Raw genomic sequence first — 18827 nt, forward strand, 5'->3', positions numbered from 1 at the left:
AATCTTGCCTCGAACCTTGCCCTGAAGAGCGCGTCGACAAACGCGGCGGCGGCGCGCCAGCGCCGCCATCGCATCCAGAGGGGTGGTTTCCGCGTGATCGCCACCATGGGGCTCATCCCCCGGAGACCGCAGATTGCCTAGCGACGCCAGGTGACGCCGATCAGGAAGCCGAGACCGAGCGCAAGGCCGACCGTCGCCAGCGGCCGCTGCGTGATCATATCTTCCAGCGATTCCTCGATCGAGGATGCGGCATCCTGCGCCGCGCCCATCATCGCGCTGCCGCGCTCCGACATGTCGTCGAGTGTATCTTCCGCACTGGCGCGCGCATCCTTGTAGCGGCGGCGGGCCTGCTTGCCCGCGTTGTTGGCAAACGAGTTCAGCGCGTCGGTGATCTGTTCGGTGAGGGCGGCGATATCGTTCTTCACGGCGGTGACATCCTTTTCAAGGCGTTCGTAGGTCGCTTTGTCCGTCATGTTCTTGATCCCAAATGCGCTGTCCGTGCTCGACATCGAAAAGCTCCCGGAGAACTTGCGTGCTGGAGCAAAAACGCGCCGCGCGGTGCATGGTTCCAGCCGTGAAACCGGGCTTTCAAACGGTGCCGGCTTCGCTCGAGAACGCCTTGCTAGTGTGCTGAATGCGAAGGTCGTGCGATTTCGCGCCAGCCACTTTCACGAACTTCGCATTCATAAAGCACACTAGAATCATAAGTTTGCTAGTGTCCTTATCGAATCCGAAGTTCGCGCCGAAGGTACGGCAAATGATGCGAACTTCGGATTCGGGACACTACTCCTCCGGCAGCTGCGGCGAATTGACCGGCATCAAATGCTCCTTGACGATCAGTGCCACGATCAGGAGCGGCGACGACAGGAAGGCGCCCATCGGGCCCCATAGCCAGGTCCAGAACGCCAGCGCCAGGAAGACTGCGAGCGCGTTCAGCGACAGTCTGCGGCCGACGATCGTCGGCGTGACGAAATGTCCTTCCATGAAGGTCACGACGGCAAAGCAGGCCGGCGCGATCAGCCCGGCGCCGATGGTCGGCGAGGCGATGATGCCGACCGCGACCAGCACGACAAACATCGCGATCGGCCCGATGATCGGAACGAAGTTCAGCGTGGCGGCGAGCGCACCGAGCCCAGCCGGATTTGGCATGCCCGTTGCTGCGCAGATCGCGCCGGTGACGATGCCCACGCCGACATTGATCATGGTCACCATCAGAAGATAATTGCCGAGATGGGTCTCGACCTCGTTGAGGATGCGCAGCGTACGCAGTCGCGCCGTGCGTTCGCTGAATGCCATCACCAGTGCGCGGCGCAGATCCTTCCAGCTTGCGATGAACAGGATCAGGGTCGCGATGAACAGCAGGAATTCGGCGAAGGTCGGCGACAGGAATTCCAGCGTCGGCTGCACCCATTCGAATTTCGGCAGTTGGAGCGTGGCCAGCGTATCGGAGCCGCCGACCATGGTCTGCAATTCCTGCCACAGCGCGAGCGGCCGGTCGAACACGTGCAGCTTCTCCTTCAGGATCGCGCCGAGCTCGGGCAGCCGCGAGCTCCACTCCATCACCGGCGAGGCAATAAGCCCGACCATGAAGCTGACGGCGGCGCCGACCGCGATCACGATGACGACCGCGCCGAGCGCGCGCGGAATCCGATAGCGTTCGAGCATGCTCGCCGCCGGCGACAGCATGGTGCCGACGATGAAGGCCATGGTGATCGGGAGGAAGAAGGCGCGTGCGAAATAGAGCACCGCGACAATGACGATAACCAGCAGGGCCATCAATGCGAAAGCGACGGCCTCGGCGCGGCTGACAACCGGCGGCAGTTCGATCTTGCTGTCGGGGACTGGCGTGCCTTCGGGCGCTTTGCCAAGCAGGTCTTCACTTGGAAAGGCGCGCACCGAACTCCTCCCGCGTGAGGACGAACAAACCCGTCGCGTGGTCGCCCCGCGCGTCGAATGGCGCGATGACAACGGGCCGCTCCTCGGAAAGTTCCGTCGCGCGTTCGTGAGACGTGACGGGTTGACAGTCGCAGCTTCGGGACGATTCGCGGCGGAACCGACTCGCGGCCATGCGCGTTGGTCCGGCATCGCATCACCACGATGCGCATCCCGTCCAGGGGCAGCACATGACACAGCAGTCTGTTTCCAGCCGCCGGCTTGCGTCGCGCGCCGCGCGCACCCTTGCCCGCACCCTTGCCTTCGCCAGCGTCCTGTTTGCGACGCCGTTTGTTGTCGCCACGTCGGCCAGCGCCCAGGTCCGTTCTTCCGCGCTCGGCTATGCGCCGACGCAGCCGGGCGCATTTCCCGCCGACGAGGTGATGAACGACCCCTCGAGTGGGGCCGGCGAGGACGGCGCGCTGCCGGAGCGGCGGCTGCGCCGGACCACCGTCGCGCTCAATACGACTGAGGCGCCCGGCACCATCATCATCGATACCGGCAACACCGCACTCTATTACGTGCTCGGCGGCGGCCGAGCGATCCGCTACGGCGTCGGCGTCGGCCGCGAGGGCTTCACCTGGGCCGGCACACAGACCATCAGCCGCAAGGCCGAATGGCCGGACTGGCATCCGCCGGCCGAGATGATCAGGCGCCAGCCCTATCTGCCGCGCTTCATGGCCGGCGGCCCGGGCAACCCGCTCGGTGCGCGCGCGATGTATCTCGGCTCCAGCGAATACCGCATCCACGGCACCAACGATCCCTCGACGATCGGCAAGTTCGTCTCGTCCGGCTGCATCCGCCTGACCAATGAAGACGTTTCCGACCTGTTCAGCCGGGTCGATGTCGGCACCAGGGTCGTGGTGCTGCCGAAGAACGCGCCGCACCTCGCCGCGCGCGAGATCGGCCCGACCACGACGCAGATCTCGGTCCGGCCGGCCGCGGCGCGGCCGCGCCCCGCGGCGGCGACGCTGCCGTCCGGGCGTCAGGCGATGAACATCCCGACGGCTTCCTCGTTGTACTGACGATCGATGTTGTACTGAGGGCCGGTGATGGTGACGCGATACTCCAGGCGGTGGGCGTTCGGGACCGCGGCAGTGCTTGGCCTGTCCCTTGCGCCTGCGGCGCAAGCCCAGGATTTCTTCTCGCAACTGTTCGGCGGCTTCATGCATGGCCGCCCGCCGATGATTCGGATGCCGTTCGACGATGGGCCGCCTATGATGCCGCGGGTCGAGCGCCGTCCACGCTATGACGTCGGCCAGGCCTATTGCGTGCGGACCTGCGACGGCCGCTATTTCCCGCTTGCGTCGACCGGCAACCAGAGCAAGGCGGAAAGCTGCAACAGCTTCTGTCCGGCGAGCGCGACCGAAGTGGTCTATGGCGGCAATATCGACAACGCCGCGACGGAAGACGGCAAGCCGTATTCCGAGCTGCCGAACGCGTTCCGCTATCGCGACGAGCTGGTCTCGGGCTGCACCTGCAACGGCAAGGACTCTGTCGGCCTCGCCGCGGTGAAAATCGAGGACGATCCGACCTTGCGCAAGGGCGACATCGTCGCCGGCAAGGACGGGCTGATGTCGGTGAGCCGTCCGGACCGGCGCGGCGCGCAGCTCAACTTCACGCCGGCGCCGGATCGCATCCGCGCCAAATATGGCCGGCCGGCGGTGGTGGCGCGCGAGTAGCGTCGATCACACGCGGGCGGCCGCCTTCGGTTCCTGGCGCGGAACCGGCCTGCCTCCTGCACGTTAGCAAAGGGCGAACAGCACATTCACCGATGCCATCAGGGGGCTCCGCATGCTCGTCGGCGTACTCGTCACCTTCCTTGTCGTTATTCTCGTTCTTTATCTCATCAACATGCTGCCGCTCGACGGCCGCGCCAAGCAGATCGCGCGCGCCGTCGTCATCATCATCGGCATCATCTCGCTGCTGAAGTATCTGGCGGTGTTCTAGATCCGTCATTGCGAGGAGCGAAGCGCAACCATCCTCATCGTCGTCCCTGCCTGGTGCGCAATTGCGCACTAGGCAAGGACGACGATGGCGGCGGTCGTGATTCAAGTTGTCAAACAGCTTCTCGGTGTCGTCACCCGCGCATGCATGAGCGGGGGGTGACACGGCGAGGGCGTCTGCACGATTTCGGGATAATGGAAATGTAGAGCTGATTTGCCCGACGAGTCAAGTCGCCGTATCCGCCGGCACCTTTGCATGGGGTTGTTTTCGATAATTTGGCAGTGCGCCCCTGCGACGGCAGGCGATCGCATCCGGCTATTCCGGCGTCACTTGCGGCGCCAACAAAAAAGCCCCGGCTTATCGCCGGGGCTTTTGCTTGTCGTTGCGATCGCTTGCAGATCAGCCCGCGGCCTTGGCCTCGCGGCGGCGCGCGGTGAGGATGTATTCGGTATAGCCGTTCGGCTGCGTGCGGCCCTCAAAGATCAGGTCGCAGGCGGCCTTGAAGGCGGTGCCATCGAACGCGGGCGCCATCGGTTTGTAGAGCGAATCGCCGGCGTTCTGCTTGTCGACGACGACAGCCATGCGCTTCAGCGACTCCATCACCTGGTCCCTGGTGATGACGCCCTGATGCAGCCAGTTCGCGAGGTGCTGGCTCGAGATGCGCAGCGTGGCGCGGTCTTCCATCAGCCCGACATCGTGGATGTCGGGCACCTTGGAGCAGCCGACGCCCTGGTCGATCCAGCGCACGACGTAGCCCAGGATGCCCTGGCAGTTGTTGTCGATCTCCTGCTTCACATCGTCGGGCGCCCAGTTCGACTGCGACACCGGAATGGTGAGGATGTCGGAGAGCTTGGCACGCGGCCCACCCTTGGCGAGCTCCTGCTGGCGGGCGATCACATTGACCTGGTGATAGTGCAGCGCGTGCAGCGTGGCCGCGGTCGGCGACGGCACCCAGGCGGTGGTGGCACCGGCCTGCGGATGGCCGATCTTCTGCACCAGCATGTCGGCCATCTTGTCGGGGGCGGCCCACATGCCCTTGCCGATCTGGGCATGGCCGGGCAGGCCGTCGATCAGGCCGTTGTCGACGTTCCAATCCTCATAGGCCCTGATCCACGGCTGGGCCTTCATGTCGTTCTTGCGGATCATCGGACCCGCCTCCATCGAGGTGTGGATCTCGTCGCCGGTACGGTCGAGGAAGCCGGTGTTGATGAACATGATGCGCTTGGAGGCGCGCTGGATGCAGGCCTTGAGGTTGACCGTGGTGCGGCGCTCCTCGTCCATGATGCCGACCTTCAGCGTGTTCTCCGGCAGGCCGAGCATCTTTTCCACCTCGGCGAACAGGTCGCAGGTCAGCGTCACCTCGTCGGGCCCGTGCATCTTCGGCTTGACGATATAGGCCGAGCCGGTGCGGCTGTTCCTGACCTTGGAATTGCCCTTGAGGTCGTGGATCGCGAGCAGGCCGGCGACCGCGGCATCCAGGATGCCTTCCGGGATTTCCTCGCCCTTGGCGTCGAGCACGGCGTCGGTGAACATGTGGTGGCCAACATTGCGCATCAACAGCAGGCTGCGGCCGTGCAGCTTCAGCTCGCTGCCGTCGGGCTTCTTGTAGACGCGGTCGGCATTGAGCGAGCGGGTCAGCGTCTTGCCGCCCTTCTCGAAATCGGCCGACAGCGTGCCGTTCATCAGGCCGAGCGTGTTGCGATAGACCAGCACCTTGTCCTCGGCGTCGACGGCAGCGACCGAGTCCTCCATGTCGAGAATGGTGGAGACCGCCGATTCCAGGATCATGTCGGCGACGCCGGCCGGGTCATCCTTGCCGATCACGTTGTTGCGGTCGATCTTGACCTCGACATGCATGCCGTTGTTGACGAGCAGGATCGCGGAAGGCTGAGCGGCGTCGCCCTGATAGCCGGCGAACTGGGCGGCGTTCTTCAGCGCGGTCGAGTTGCCGCTCTTCAGCTTGACCGAGAGCTTGCCCGCGATCACGGCGTAGGAGGTGACGTCGGTGTGGCTTCCGGTCGCAAGCGGCACGGCGGCGTCGAGGAACGCCTTCGCCTTCGCGATCACCTTGTCGCCGCGGGCCTTGTTGTAGCCACGGCCAGCCTCGCTCGGATCGTGCGGGATCGCGTCGGTGCCGTAGAACGCGTCGTACAGCGAACCCCAGCGCGCGTTGGCGGCGTTCAGCGCGTAGCGGGCGTTGGTGAGCGGCACCACCAGCTGCGGGCCGCAGATCTTGCCGATTTCCTCATCGACATTTGATGTCTCGACCTTGTGGGTCGCGGGCTCGGGCAGCAGGTAGCCGATGTCCTTGAGGAACGCGGTGTAGGCGTTGATGTCGAACGCCTTGCCCCTGTTGGCGCGATGCCAGTCGTCGATCTTGGCCTGCAGCGTGTCGCGGACCGCGAGCAACTCGCGGTTCTTCGGTCCGAGCTTCTGGATGATGGCGGCAAGTCCGGCCCAGAACGCATCCGGGGCGATCCCGGTTTTCGGCGTCGCCTCCTTGGCGATGAAATCGAACAGGACAGGGGCAATCTTCAATCCATGGGCATCGACACGAGTCATGATGGGCTTTCTCAAAGAAATGGGGCGTTTAGGAGCTGTTTTCCAGAGAAATCAGCAAAAAACGCGCCAAAGGGCCGCGTTCACGGCCCTTTTAGCCCTAAAGTCCCGGTTCTGAGAAGGCCCCCTTTCCGGCCCCACGCTGCATCGTCACGCGGGCGGCCACCCTGAATCTTCCAAACGCCGGGGTCCGCTCCCGGAAAGACCCGTCAGGGCGCCCCGGTGCGTACCTTGCTGGCGATGAGCAATGCAGCGAGCACCAGGGGAATTGCGCCCGCTACGAACACAGCGGCTGCGCCCATCAGATCAAGCACCAGCCCGCCGCCGGCCGCGCCCATGGTGATGCCGAGGAAGATCGAGGCCACGGTCAGTCCGGTCCCGCTCTCGGTCTCGTCGGGCACCATGCGGGTGATCCATGTCGTGGTCGCGACCGGTACGCCACTAAAGGCAAATCCCCAGAGTGCGACCAGCACCAGAGCTGGAATGACGTCCTTGCCAAAGACCGAGAGCAACAGACCGATCACGCTGATCGCCAGCGGCATCGCGATCAGCGTGAGCTTGAGTTTGCGCTCGGCCATCAGCCCGCTCGCGAACGAGCCGAGGTAGTTGGCGACGCCGAAGGCAAGCAAGGTCGCCGCAACTCCGGCGGCGCCCAGCCCCGTCACGCTCTCAAGGAATGGACGGATATAGCCGAAATAGCCGAAGTGTCCGGTGAAGACCAACGTTGCCGCCAAGATGCCGGCGCCGATCCCCGGCCGTGTCAGGATGTCGATCAGGGTGTCGAGCCCGGCTTCTCCCCTTGGAGCCAAACGCGGCAGAGCAAGTGCCTGGATGACGAATACCGCTGCGCCCAATGCCGTCGCGAGCAGGAACACGGAGCGCCAGCTCGCCACCTCGCCGAGATAGCTGCCGAGCGGAACGGCAATGATCATCGCGGCGGGAATGCCGCTCATCACGATCGACAAGGCCCGGGCAACCAGCGACGGCGGCACCAGCCTGATCGTCGTCGCTGCCGCCATCGCCCAAAACCCGCCGATGGCAAGGCCGAGCACGATCCGCGCCGCCAGCAGGAACGTGATGCTCGGCGCCAGCGCCACCAGCAGATTGGAGATCACCAGGAGAATCGAAAAGCTGAGCAGCACCGGCTTTCGGTTGAACCTGCGCGTCAGTGTCGGCGTGAACAATGCTCCGACCAGCCCGGCCAGCGAGGTCGCGGTCACGGCCTGACCGGCGAGGCCCGGACTCACACCGAGATCGCGCGCCATCGGCGTCAACAGACCGGACGGCAGGAACTCGGCCGTCAGAAGTGCGGTGACGCCCAGCATCATGGCCGCGACGGCGCCCCAGGCGGGCCTTTCCGGTGAGGCCGGCTTGTCACCAACCTTGAGCGCGGCGTCGCCCGGCATCAGCGCAACGGCATCGGCGTGCGCCAGAGCGGGGTCCACTTCTTGATCCATTGGCCGAACCTTCCATCTATGTTGCACCGCCGCAGACATAGGCTGGAGGTTTTGGACGATCTATGCCATAAACGCTTCAATGTTTGATCATTCGTCCAGATCGTCCACCGCCGATACGACCGACGCCGCCGTCGATCTGGTGAGCGAGTTGCTGCTCGGCATGCGGCTTGAGGGCGTTCACTACCGTCGGATCGAGACGCGGGCGCCCTTCGGGTTTCGGTTCGAAACGCCGTACGGACGCGCGCAATTCCACTTCGTTGCACATGGCACGGCACTTCTGCGCTACGCTGATGCGACGCTGCTTCCCCTTGGATGCGGTGACGCGATTTTCCTGCCGCGCGGCGGCGCGCATGATCTTGTCTCGGCCCCGGATGAGCCGAGTTGCGACGTCGAGCGTTTCGAGACCGAGACGCTGTGCGGCAATGTCGATGTGACATCGGCCTGCCCTGAAGGATGCCCGCAGGACGAGTCGGTCCTGGTCTTCAGTGCCTGCATGAATTTCGATCTTGGCGGCATGCGCCCGCTGATCGCGCTGATGCCGGAGGTGATGCGGGCCGACACGTTGCTTGCGCGCCAGCCGGAAATCGAACCGATGCTGAAGGCCATGGAGCGGGAGACCTGCACGCCGCGGGCCGGCTCCGTCGGCGTGATGGCGCGGCTCGCCGATGTGCTCGCCGCGTCGATCGTGCGTGGCTGGGTCGAATGCGGCGGCGACAACGCCATGGGCTGGTTCGAGGCCTTGCGTGATCCGCGTCTCGGCCGCGCGATCGGCGCGCTGCATCGCGCGCCCGGCCGCAACTGGACTGTTGCTGAATTGGCGGCGGAGGCGGGTTGCTCGCGTTCGCTGTTCGCCGAGCGCTTCCAGGCCATGACCGGGCAATCGCCGCTGCGCTATCTTGCCGAGCTGCGCATGCGTCTCGCGACACAGTGGATCAAGCATGAACGCCAGCCGATCGATGTGATCGCGCAGCGGCTTGGCTATGCGTCACAGGCGGCGTTCAGCCGCGCGTTCAAGCGTGTTACCGGGCAATCGCCTGGGATGGTACGGCACGGGGCCGCAAGCCGCGCGGCCGAATAGGCCTCAACACCGCCGTCTGCCCCGCTGCAAGCGGGGCATCCGGTACGCCGCGGCCTATCGGCTCGATAATTGCTGTCTCTGGAATACTGGATCGCCTGGACAACAAGCCGCGCGATGACAGCAAGAGAAGCTAAATATTCGCCGCGAGGTCGGTCACTTCGTCGAACAGGATGCCGGTCGTGGCCAGCATCCGCTCGATCTCGTCGGTGGCATCGCTGACCGAGCGGTTCGAGGTGTCGATGGTCAGTTCGTTGCCGGTCGGCGGCTGGTAGTCATTGGTGATGCCGGTGAAAGACGGCAATCCGCCGGAGCGCGCCTTGGCGTAATGGCCCTTCGGATCGCGGGTCTCGCAGACCTCGGCAGGCGTTGCGACATAGATCTCGCGGAATGCGCTGTCGGCGATGCGGCGAGCTGCCGCACGGTCGGCGGTCGATGGCGACACCGCGGCGACGATGGCGATATGGCCGTTGCGCGCCAGATGGGTCGCGACTTCGGCGAGGCGGCGGATGTTTTCAGCGCGGTCCTGCGGCGAGAAGCCGAGATCGCCGTTCAGCCCGGCACGCAGCGTGTCGCCATCGAGCAGGATCGGCGAGCCGCCATTGCCGAACAGGCGCCGTTCCAGCGCCCGCGCCAGGGTCGACTTGCCCGAGCCGGGCAGGCCGGTCAGCCAGACCACTGCGCCGTTGTGGTGATAGCGCGCCGAGCGCTCGTCCGGCCGCAGCGCGGACTCCACCGGCACGATATCGACCGGCACCGCCGGCCGGCCGGCGTCGACCGACAGCACGAGACCGCCGCCGGCGATACGGCCGTTGACCTCGATCACGAGGCGGCCGGTGCGCGGATTGTCGGTGTAGGGATCGGTTGCAACCGGCTGCGCCAGCGAGATGTCGATCTCGCCGACATGGTTGCGCGCGATCGCGGTGTTCTCTTCGTTGGACAGCGCGCCGGGATCGACCGCCTTCTCGATCGCGACCACGGTGGCGCGGCTTTCCTTGGTGCCGAGCCGGATCAGGATCTGCTCGCCCTTGGTCAGCGGCTTGTCATGCAGCCAGAAGATCCGGGCGCGGATGCGGCGGGTGTCGCGCGGGCTCTGCCCGGAATGTCCGATGATGTCGCCGCGCTCAAGGAACAGCTCGCGGTCGAGCGTGATGCCGACCGAGCGCCCAGCGCCCTGTGGGGCGTTCACCGGCGTCACCGGCCAGCTCTCGACGGTCTTGATCCGCGCGATCTTGCCGGTCGGCATGATCACGATCTCGTCGCCGGCCTTCAGGCTGCCGGACTCGATGCGGCCCGCCACGATGCGGCGGTCGTCGAACTTGTAGATCGCCTGCACCGGCAGCCGCAGCGGCAGCTCGGCCAGCGGGCGTGCCGGCTCGAGCGCATCGAGCGCCTCGACCACGGTCGCGCCCTTGTACCAGTCGATCCGCGGCGTGCGTTCGGCAACGCCGTCGCCGTCGCGCGCCGAGATCGGGATCACGGCTGTGGGGGTCACGCCGAGGCCGATCAGATGCGCGGAAATCTCGTCGCTGATCTCCTTGAAGCGGTCGGCGCTGAACTCGACGCGGTCCATCTTGTTGACCACGACCGCGACCTGCTTCACGCCGAGCAGATGCAGGAGATAGCCGTGCCGCCTGGTCTGGTCGCGCACGCCTTCCAGCGCATCGATGATCAGCACCGCGCCGTCGGCCTGCGAGGCGCCGGTGATCATGTTGCGCAAGAACTCTGCGTGGCCGGGCGCGTCGATCAGCACGACGTCGCGCGAGCGGGTGCGGAAGCGGATCTGGGTGGTGTCGATGGTGATGCCCTGGTCGCGCTCGGTCTGCAGCGCATCGAGCAGGAACGACCACTCGAACGGCATGCCGCGCCGCGCGCTCACCGCCTTCAGCATTTCCAGCTTGCCGTCGGGCAGGCTGCCGGTCTCGTGCAGCAGGCGCCCGACCAGCGTCGACTTGCCGTGATCGACATGGCCGACGATGACGATGCGCACCTGCGGCCGCGTCGTGCCGTTGGGCGTTGCCGAGATCGAGGCAGTGGGAAGGATCATGTTCATCGGAACGCTCGCACGAAGCTTGGTGTTGCTTGAAGTGTTGGTCAGAGATAGCCGGCGACGCGCAGCCGCTCGAACGCATCCTCGGTCTCGTGGTCGAGCGCACGGCCGGCGCGCTCCGGGATCTTGGTGCCGTCGAGCTCGGTGAGGATCTCGTCGATGTTGGAGGCGGTGGATGCGACCGGGAAGGTGATGTCGGCATCACCCAGCGAGCGGTAGCGCTTGCCGTCCTTGGCGAGATAGAGCGGGATGATCGGAATATTCTCGCGCTTGGTGTAGGCCCAGATGTCGGCCTCGGTCCAATGCAGGATCGGATGGATGCGCAAATGCGCGCCCTGCGGCGGCGAGGCGTTGAACTGGTCCCAGAACTCCGGCGGCTGGTCGCGGACATCCCATTCGCCCTCGAGGCCGCGCGGCGAGAACACGCGCTCCTTGGCGCGGGTGGCCTCCTCGTCGCGGCGGATGCCGGCGATCAATCCGTCAAAGCCGAACTTGTTAAGCGCGAGCTTCAACCCCTCGGTCTTGCGCGCGGCAGAACGCGCGGCCGGCGGCAGGGTCGGGTCGACGCTGTCGATCGGCGGGCAGGGCTCGACGCGCAGGTCGAGATCCCATTCCTTTCCGAAGCGGTCGCGGAACGCGTACATCTCCGGAAATTTCTTGCCGGTGTCGACGTGCAATGCCGGGAACGGGACGCGGCCGAAGAACGCCTTGCGCGCCAGCCAGATCATCACGTTGGAATCCTTGCCGAGCGACCACAGCAACGCGAGCTTCTTCAGCCGGGCGAACGCTTCGCGCAGAATGTAGATGCTCTGCGCCTCCAGCTCGTCGAGATGATCCATCGACGGAGGCGCCTGATTGGCGGGAATCCCCGGCACGGAAGATGCATTGCTAAGCGCTGCGGACCGCGTCCTGGCGGCGACGGATTCGTTGTCGAGAAGATGCATCTCTTGGCCTTGGCCTGTGGAGTTGAAAATTCTAAAGTTGCGCTGCAATAGAGAAGAAATAATTTTCTCTTTGCTGGCCTTGATCGAGAGATAAATAGAAAATAATTTCAGTCAACCCCCAAGTTGGGGAAGCGAGTGTCTGATGCGATATCTGCCGGTGTTTCTGGATCTGCAAAGCGGCAAGGTGCTGCTCGTTGGAGCGGGCGACCTCGCGCGCGCCAAGTTGCGGCTGCTCGCAGCCGCCGGCGCCGCGGTGCGCTGGTACGCGACCGACAGCGATCATGACATTGCCGGTCTCGCGGCGGAGGACGCCGCGCGGATCGAGCGCGCCGAAGGCGATCCGCTCACCGCCGACCTCTCCGATGTCATCGCCGTCCTCTGTGCCGGCGCAGGCGAGATCGGTGTTGCGATGTCGGTGCGCGCCAAGGCGATCGGCCTGCCGGTCAACGTGATGGACGACCTCGTGCATTCCACCTTCATCATGCCGGCGATCGTCGATCGCGGCGATGTCGTGGTCGCGGTCGGCACCGGCGGCACGTCGCCGGTGGTCGCGCGCCGCATCCGCGAGAAGATCGAGGCGGTGCTGCCGGCGCGGATCGGCGATCTCGCCGGCTTCATCGGCGGCGTCCGCAAATCGATCCACGCCCGCATCGAGGAGTTTCCGCTGCGTCGCCGCTTCTGGGAGCGCATTGTCGACGGCCCGATCGGCGCGCTGGTGCTGGCCGGCCGCAAGGACGAGGCCGAGCAAGCGCTGAACGCGATCACCGATCCCGCCGCATTCGCTGGCGCGAGCGCGGAAGGCAAAGCCATTGGTCACGTGACGCTGGTCGGCGCCGGTCCCGGCGATCCGGATCTGCTCACGGTGAAGGCGTTGCGCGCGCTGCAGGATGCCGACGTCGTGTTCTATGACGAATTGGTGTCATCCGAAGTTCTCGACCGCATCCGGCGCGATGCCACGCGAATCCCGGTCGGCCGCCGTGTCGGCAAGCCCGGCATCGGCCAGGACGCCATCAATGCGCTGATGATCGAGGCCGCGCAGTCGGGCCAGCGCGCGGTGCGGCTGAAGGGCGGCGATCCCTTTATCTTTGGCCGCGGCGGCGAGGAGATCGAGGCGCTGCGCGACGCCGGCGTCGCTTACTCCATCATTCCGGGCGTCTCCGCCGGTCTGGGCGCGGCCGCGCAATTCGAAGTGCCGCTGACCTTCAGGCACGAGGCGCTGCGCATCACTTTCCTCACTGCGCACAAGGCGCGCGATGCCGAGGTCGTCGACTGGTCGGTGCTGACGGACAAGAAGATGACCGTCGTCGTCTATATGGGCATGACCGCGGCGCCTTCGATCCGCGAAGGCATGCTCGCCGCGGGCCGCTCGCCGGAGACGCCGGTCGGCGTGTTCGCGCGCGTGACGCGGCCGGATGCCAAGGCCGCGGTCGGCACGCTGGCGCGGCTGCCCGAACTGGTCAAACAGGTCGACGGCGGTCCGGCCATTCTCATCATCGGCGACGTGGTCGCGCATTCCGCGCCGTGGAGCCGGTCCAACGTCACCCAACTCTTCTCCAACCAGATGTTCTCCGAACTGCTGAAAGCTGCCGAATGACCTCTCCGCTTGAACAGAAGAAAATCAGGATCACGGGCCCCTCGGTGGTGACCGCCAACCGCACCTGGGATGGTGCCGTGGTGTACCGGACCGCCAAGCAAGGCTGGTCCACCGAACTGTCCGATTCCGCCGTCGTCAGCACCTCCGACGACGCGCGCGCTCTCTTGGCCGAAGCCGCCGCTGACGATGTCGGCGCGGTCGGCCCCTACATCGCGCCGGTCGAGCTCAAGGACGGCGGCAAGCTCAAGCCGGGCAATCTTCGCGAACACATCCGCGCCAAGGGCGTCACGATCGATCTCCAGGTGCCGGCGTAAGGCTCATCCATCATGTATGCATATGACGAACTCGACCGCACGCTGATCAACGAGCGTGTTTCGGAATTCCGCGACCAGGTGAAACGCCGCCTTTCCGGCGAGCTCACCGAGGACGAATTCAAGATCCTGCGCTTGCAGAACGGCGTGTACCTGCAATTGCACGCCTACATGTTCCGCGTCGCGATCCCCTACGGCACGCTGTCGTCGAAGCAGCTGCGCCGGCTCGCCCATGTCGCGCGCCGCTACGACCGCGGCTACGGCCATTTCACTACGCGGCAGAACATCCAGTTCAACTGGATCAAGCTCGCCGAGCTGCCCGACGCGCTGGCCGACCTCGCCGAAGTGGGCATCCACGCGATGCAGACCTCCGGCAACAACATGCGCAACGTCACCTCGGACCAGTGGGCAGGGGTGGCGCCCGGCGAGATCGAGGATCCACGCATCTGGTCGGAGATCCTGCGCCAGCACACCACGCTGCATCCGGAATTCTCGTTCCTGCCGCGCAAGTTCAAGATCGCGATCACCGCATCCGAGCACGATCGTGCCGCGATCAAGATCCACGACATCGGCTTGCGGCTGCACAAGAACGCCGACGGCGAGACCGGTTTCGAGGTGCTGGTCGGCGGCGGCCTCGGCCGCACGCCGTTCATCGCCAAGACCATCAAGCCGTTCGTCCACGGCCGCGACATCCTGAGCTATGTCGAGGCGATCCTGCGCGTCTACAACCAGTACGGCCGCCGCGACAACATCTACAAGGCGCGCATCAAGATCCTGGTGCACGAGCTCGGCATCGAGAAGTTCGCCAGGGAAGTCGAGGAGGAGTGGAAGGCGATGGGCGATGTCGGGCTGACGCTCGATCACGCCGCCATCGAGGAGGTCCGCTCGCGCTTCTCCTATCCGCCTTACGAGAAGCTGCCGCACATGCCGGACGAGCTGAAGCAGGCCGCGCATGATCCGCTGTTCGAGCGCTGGCGCAAGAACTCGGTGGCGCCGCACAAGGTGCAGGGCTATTCGATCGTGACGCTGTCGCTGAAGCCGGTCGGTGGCCCTCCGGGCGACGCCACCGCGGAGCAGATGGACGCGGTCGCCGACCTCGCGGACAAATATTCGTTCGGCGAGATCCGTGTCGGCCACGAGCAGAATCTGGCGCTGCCGCACGTCGCCAAGCGCGACCTGCCGCAGCTGTTCAAGGCGCTCGACCGCCTCGGCCTCGCGACGCCGAACGTCAACCTCGTCACCGACATCATCGCTTGCCCCGGGCTGGATTACTGCTCGCTGGCCAACGCGCGCTCGATCCCGATCGCGCAGGAGCTGACGCGTCGTTTCGCCAACCACGACACCGCCGACCTGATCGGCCGGCTGCACATCAACATCTCCGGCTGCATCAATGCCTGCGGCCATCACCATGTCGGCCACATCGGCATTCTCGGCGTCGAGAAGAACGGCGAGGAATTCTACCAGATCACGATCGGCGGCCGCGCCGACGAGAACGCGCAGTTGGGCACGCTGATCGGCCCGGCCGTTCCCTATGCGGAAGTCGCCGACGTGATCGAAGACATTGTCGAAGCCTATCTCGCGCTGCGCGACCGTCCCGAGGAATTGTTCGTCGATACGGTGAAGCGTCTGGGCGTCGAGCCTATCAGGGAGCGGGTCTATGCCACTCGTTAAGCAGGGAAGAATCACCACCGATCTGTTCGTGCATGTCGCCGACGGCGCCGAGCTGCCGGGCGACGGCGCGGTGCTGGTGAGCGCCGCGCGCTTTCTCGCCGATCCGGAGGCGCTGCTGCGCCGTCCCGGCAAGCTAGGGGTGATCTGGCCGAACAACCGTAACCTCGACGATCTCGTGCCGCATCTCGATCGGCTGGCCTCGGTCGCGCTGGTGTTTCCGACCTTCCGCGACGGCCGCGCCTACAGCCAGGCGCGCCTGCTGCGCGAGCGTTACGGCTATGACGGCGAACTGCGCGCCACCGGCCAGATCCTGCGCGACCAGTTCGTGTTCATGACGCGCGCCGGCTTCGACGCCTTCGAGGTGAAGAAGGACGCCGACGCCGACGCGTTCGCCGCGACTATGAAGCGCTATTCGGTGTTCTACCAGCCGACCGGCGACGGCCGCGTCACCGCACTCAACCGCCGCATGCAGCTGCGTCACTCGGAGAGCGCCGGCCAGTGAGCACGCTCGCACCAGAGCTCGCAGTGGCGCCGGCCGCATTGCCAGCGGCCGATGCGCTCGATCGCGCGCTGCGCACGGCATCACCCGCCGAGGTGATCGCAGCCGCGGTCAAGACGCTCGGCCGCGAGAAGGTGGCGCTGGTGTCGTCGTTCGGCACCGAGTCCGCCGCGCTGCTCAAGGTGATGGCGGACGTCGATCCGGCGATCCCGGTGGTGTTTCTCGATACCGGCTGGCTGTTCGAGGAGACGCTGGCTTATCGTGACACGCTGGTCGAAACGCTCGGCCTCACCGACGTGCGTTCGATCAAGCCCGATGAGGAGGCGCTGTCGCGCCAGGATCCGGACCGCGAATTGTGGTTCACCGATCCCGACGCATGCTGCCGCATCCGCAAGGTCGAGCCGCTGGCGCGTGCGCTGAAGCCGTTCGCCGGCTGGATCAACGGCCGCAAGCGTTTCCAGGGCGGTGCCCGCGCCGACATCCCGGTTGTCGAGGATGACGGCGTCAGGCTGAAATTCAATCCGTTCGCCAACGTCTCGCGCGAGGAGATCGAGGCGATCTACACGCTCGGCAAGCTGCCGCCGCATCCACTTGTCGCATCGGGATATCAGTCGGTCGGGTGTATGCCTTGCAGCAGCCGGTCCGCTGCCGGCGAGGATGCGCGCGACGGCCGCTGGCGCGGCCGGGCCAAGACGGAATGCGGCATCCATACGATGAAGATGTCATAGGGTATGGAGCAGGGCGCTCGATCGCGATGAGCCTTCGTCGCGATTTGGCGACGCGACAAAGCCTTCGCAGTGCGGCAACTTCGTAGCACAAGCGCGCTGCGCCGCCGAAAACAAAGAAAACCGGTTTCGTTGACTTAAGACCACTTCGCCGTGAGTTATGTCTTGCGTGTTCCCTGACATTTCTCAGGTTGAATGGAGAGCGAAATGATCCGTCGTATCCTGCCGCTGGTCGCGGGACTGTTGTGGGCGAGCTCGGCCTTTGCGGCCGACTATTCGCTGCTGAACGTGTCGTATGATCCGACCCGCGAGCTCTATGTCGATTTCAACAAGGCGTTCGCCGCGGCCTATCAGAAGGAAACCGGCAAGAGCGTCGAGATCAAGCAGTCGCATGGCGGCTCCGGCTCGCAGGCGCGCTCGGTGATCGACGGATTGCAGGCCGATGTCGTCACGCTGGCGCTCGCCTATGACATCGATGCGATCGCGGGCAAGGGCCTGATCGCGGCCGACTGGCAGAAGCGGCTGCCGCTCAACGCCTCGCCCTACACCTCGACCATCGTGTTCCTGGTGCGCAAGGGCAATCCCAAAGGCATCAAGGATTGGGACGATTTGATTAAACCCGGCGTCAGCGTCATCACGCCGAACCCGAAGACCTCGGGCGGCGCGCGCTGGAACTATCTCGCCGCCTGGGGCTATGCGCAGAAGAAGTTCGGCTCCGCGGACAAGGCGAAGAAGTTCGTCGCCGATCTCTATCAGAACGTGCCGGTGCTCGACACCGGCGCGCGCGGCTCGACCGTGACTTTCGTCGAGCGCGGCGTCGGCGACGTGCTGCTGGCGTGGGAGAACGAAGCCTTTCTGGCGCTTCGCGAATTCGGCGCGGACAAGTTCGAGATCGTGGCCCCGGCGCAGTCGATCCTGGCCGAGCCGCCGGTCGCCGTGGTCGACAAGGTCGCCGACAAGAAGGGCACCCGCGCCGTCGCCGAGGCCTATCTGAAGTACTGGTACACCAAGGAAGGCCAGGAGATCGCCGCGCGCAACTCGTACCGACCGCGCGATCCCGAGATCGCCAAGGAGTACGAAAAATCCTTCGCCAAGGTTGAACTTTTCACCATCGACGACGTTTTTGGTGGTTGGACCAAGGCCCAGAAGGAGCACTTCGCCGAGGGCGGCATCTTCGATCAGATCTACAAGAACTGATCGGATTATCAGGGGGATATGTGAGCACAGCGGTTGCACGGCGCAGTACCCTGCCGGGGTTCGGTCTCACCATGGGACTGACCCTGACATGGCTGTCCGTTATCATCCTGATTCCGCTGGCCGCGCTGTTCCTCAAGACGTTCGAGCTGAGCCTCGACCAGTTCTGGGGCATCCTCACCAGCCGCCGCACCCTGAACGCCCTGAAGATTTCGTTTGGGCTTTCGTTTGCGGCCGCATGCGTCAACCTGGTGATGGGCACCGTCATCGTCTGGGCGCTGGTGCGTTATCGCTTTCCGGGCCGGCGGCTGTTCGACGCCATCGTCGATGTTCCGTTTGCCTTGCCGACGGCGGTCGCCGGCGTCGCGCTGACGCAGCTGTTCGCCCAGAAGGGCTGGCTCGGCGCGCCGCTCGCCGAGCTCGGCATCAAGGTCGCGTTCACGCCGATCGGCATCTTCATCGCGATGATCTTCATCGGCATTCCGTTCGTGGTGCGCACGGTGCAGCCGGTGCTGATCGATCTCGATCCCGAGATCGAGGAGGCGGCGGCGAGCCTGGGCGCCAATCGCTGGCACACGGTGTTTCGCGTCATCCTGCCGAGTTTGATCCCGGCGCTGCTCACCGGCTTTGCGCTGGCCTTTGCCCGCGCCATCGGTGAATACGGCTCGGTGATCTTCATCGCCGGCAATCTGCCCAATGTCTCCGAGATCGCGCCGCTGTTGATCGTGATCCGGCTGTCCGAATTCCGCTACGCCGATGCCACCGCGATCGCGGTCGTGATGCTGGTGGCCTCGTTCCTGATCATCTTCCTGATCAACCGGCTGCAGCGCTGGGCGCAAGCCCGCATCCCCGTGCATTGAGGTCTTGCG

18 protein-coding genes are annotated in these 18827 nt (G+C 65.2%); 12 read left to right on the forward strand and 6 right to left on the reverse strand.

The window, feature by feature from the left end:
- Positions 1-137: 137 nt before the first annotated feature.
- A complete protein-coding gene (locus tag ACVMIH_RS31805) occupies positions 138-509 on the reverse strand; it encodes a DUF883 family protein (protein WP_016842979.1) in 372 nt (123 codons plus the stop codon).
- Between ACVMIH_RS31805 and ACVMIH_RS31810 the strand changes: the two genes are divergently transcribed.
- Entirely contained in the window at positions 499-699 is a 201-nt protein-coding gene (locus ACVMIH_RS31810; protein ID WP_456853512.1) for a hypothetical protein, read from the forward strand. The genes ACVMIH_RS31805 and ACVMIH_RS31810 overlap by 11 nt on opposite strands.
- Positions 700-783: 84 nt before the next feature.
- Here the strand turns inward: ACVMIH_RS31810 and ACVMIH_RS31815 are convergent, their stop codons facing one another.
- On the reverse strand, positions 784-1896 hold the full coding sequence (locus ACVMIH_RS31815; protein ID WP_456853510.1) for an AI-2E family transporter: 1113 nt from the start codon (positions 1894-1896) through the stop codon (positions 784-786).
- A 227-nt stretch (positions 1897-2123) separates the two neighbouring features.
- Here ACVMIH_RS31815 and ACVMIH_RS31820 point away from each other — a divergent pair, with 227 nt between their 5' ends.
- From ACVMIH_RS31820 to ACVMIH_RS31830, 3 genes are all read left to right on the forward strand, one after another.
- Positions 2124-2957, forward strand: a complete 834-nt coding sequence (locus tag ACVMIH_RS31820) for a L,D-transpeptidase (protein WP_456864542.1) — start codon at positions 2124-2126, stop codon at positions 2955-2957.
- Positions 2958-2984: 27 nt separating this feature from the next.
- Entirely contained in the window at positions 2985-3614 is a 630-nt protein-coding gene (locus ACVMIH_RS31825) for a DUF2865 domain-containing protein (RefSeq protein ID WP_057016146.1), read from the forward strand.
- Between the two features lie 112 nt (positions 3615-3726).
- Positions 3727-3882, forward strand: a complete 156-nt coding sequence (locus tag ACVMIH_RS31830) for a Thivi_2564 family membrane protein (protein ID WP_085970696.1) — start codon at positions 3727-3729, stop codon at positions 3880-3882.
- Between the two features lie 396 nt (positions 3883-4278).
- Here the strand turns inward: ACVMIH_RS31830 and ACVMIH_RS31835 are convergent, their stop codons facing one another.
- Positions 4279-6441, reverse strand: coding sequence for a malate synthase G (locus tag ACVMIH_RS31835; protein ID WP_456853506.1), 2163 nt, complete (start codon positions 6439-6441; stop codon positions 4279-4281).
- 206 nt (positions 6442-6647) lie between these two features.
- On the reverse strand, positions 6648-7895 hold the full coding sequence (locus tag ACVMIH_RS31840) for an MFS transporter (protein WP_200844478.1): 1248 nt from the start codon (positions 7893-7895) through the stop codon (positions 6648-6650).
- 139 nt (positions 7896-8034) lie between these two features.
- Between ACVMIH_RS31840 and ACVMIH_RS31845 the strand changes: the two genes are divergently transcribed.
- Positions 8035-8973, forward strand: coding sequence for a cupin domain-containing protein (locus ACVMIH_RS31845; RefSeq protein ID WP_375166580.1), 939 nt, complete (start codon positions 8035-8037; stop codon positions 8971-8973).
- 130 nt (positions 8974-9103) lie between these two features.
- Here the strand turns inward: ACVMIH_RS31845 and cysC are convergent, their stop codons facing one another.
- Both cysC and cysD read right to left on the reverse strand, forming a co-directional pair.
- A complete protein-coding gene (gene cysC / locus ACVMIH_RS31850) occupies positions 9104-11023 on the reverse strand; it encodes an adenylyl-sulfate kinase (protein WP_456864544.1) in 1920 nt (639 codons plus the stop codon).
- A 41-nt stretch (positions 11024-11064) separates the two neighbouring features.
- Complete coding sequence (cysD, locus tag ACVMIH_RS31855; protein WP_168858368.1) at positions 11065-11859, reverse strand: sulfate adenylyltransferase subunit CysD; 795 nt, start codon at positions 11857-11859, stop codon at positions 11065-11067.
- A 247-nt stretch (positions 11860-12106) separates the two neighbouring features.
- Here cysD and cysG point away from each other — a divergent pair, with 247 nt between their 5' ends.
- The 7 genes from cysG to cysT all read left to right on the forward strand — a co-directional run bounded on the left by cysG (position 12107) and on the right by cysT (position 18818).
- A complete protein-coding gene (gene cysG, locus ACVMIH_RS31860) occupies positions 12107-13558 on the forward strand; it encodes a siroheme synthase CysG (RefSeq protein ID WP_456864546.1) in 1452 nt (483 codons plus the stop codon).
- Positions 13555-13872, forward strand: coding sequence for a DUF2849 domain-containing protein (locus tag ACVMIH_RS31865; protein ID WP_092086536.1), 318 nt, complete (start codon positions 13555-13557; stop codon positions 13870-13872). Before cysG ends, ACVMIH_RS31865 begins: the two co-directional genes overlap by 4 nt.
- Positions 13873-13884: 12 nt before the next feature.
- Positions 13885-15540 (forward strand): nitrite/sulfite reductase, encoded by a 1656-nt coding sequence (locus ACVMIH_RS31870; protein ID WP_456864548.1) that lies wholly within the window; start codon positions 13885-13887, stop codon positions 15538-15540.
- Complete coding sequence (locus tag ACVMIH_RS31875; RefSeq protein ID WP_456783381.1) at positions 15527-16042, forward strand: DUF934 domain-containing protein; 516 nt, start codon at positions 15527-15529, stop codon at positions 16040-16042. The genes ACVMIH_RS31870 and ACVMIH_RS31875 overlap by 14 nt, the downstream gene beginning before the upstream one ends.
- Entirely contained in the window at positions 16039-16767 is a 729-nt protein-coding gene (locus tag ACVMIH_RS31880; RefSeq protein ID WP_057016152.1) for a phosphoadenylyl-sulfate reductase, read from the forward strand. Before ACVMIH_RS31875 ends, ACVMIH_RS31880 begins: the two co-directional genes overlap by 4 nt.
- A gap of 204 nt (positions 16768-16971) precedes the next feature.
- Positions 16972-17961, forward strand: coding sequence for a sulfate ABC transporter substrate-binding protein (locus tag ACVMIH_RS31885; RefSeq protein WP_050387293.1), 990 nt, complete (start codon positions 16972-16974; stop codon positions 17959-17961).
- A 50-nt stretch (positions 17962-18011) separates the two neighbouring features.
- Positions 18012-18818 carry a sulfate ABC transporter permease subunit CysT gene (gene cysT / locus ACVMIH_RS31890; protein WP_076824967.1) on the forward strand — a complete coding sequence of 269 codons (807 nt, stop codon included), beginning with the start codon at positions 18012-18014 and terminating at the stop codon, positions 18816-18818.
- The last annotated feature ends 9 nt before the right edge of the window (positions 18819-18827 follow it).

It is taken from the genome of Bradyrhizobium sp. USDA 4503 (assembly GCF_054055815.1).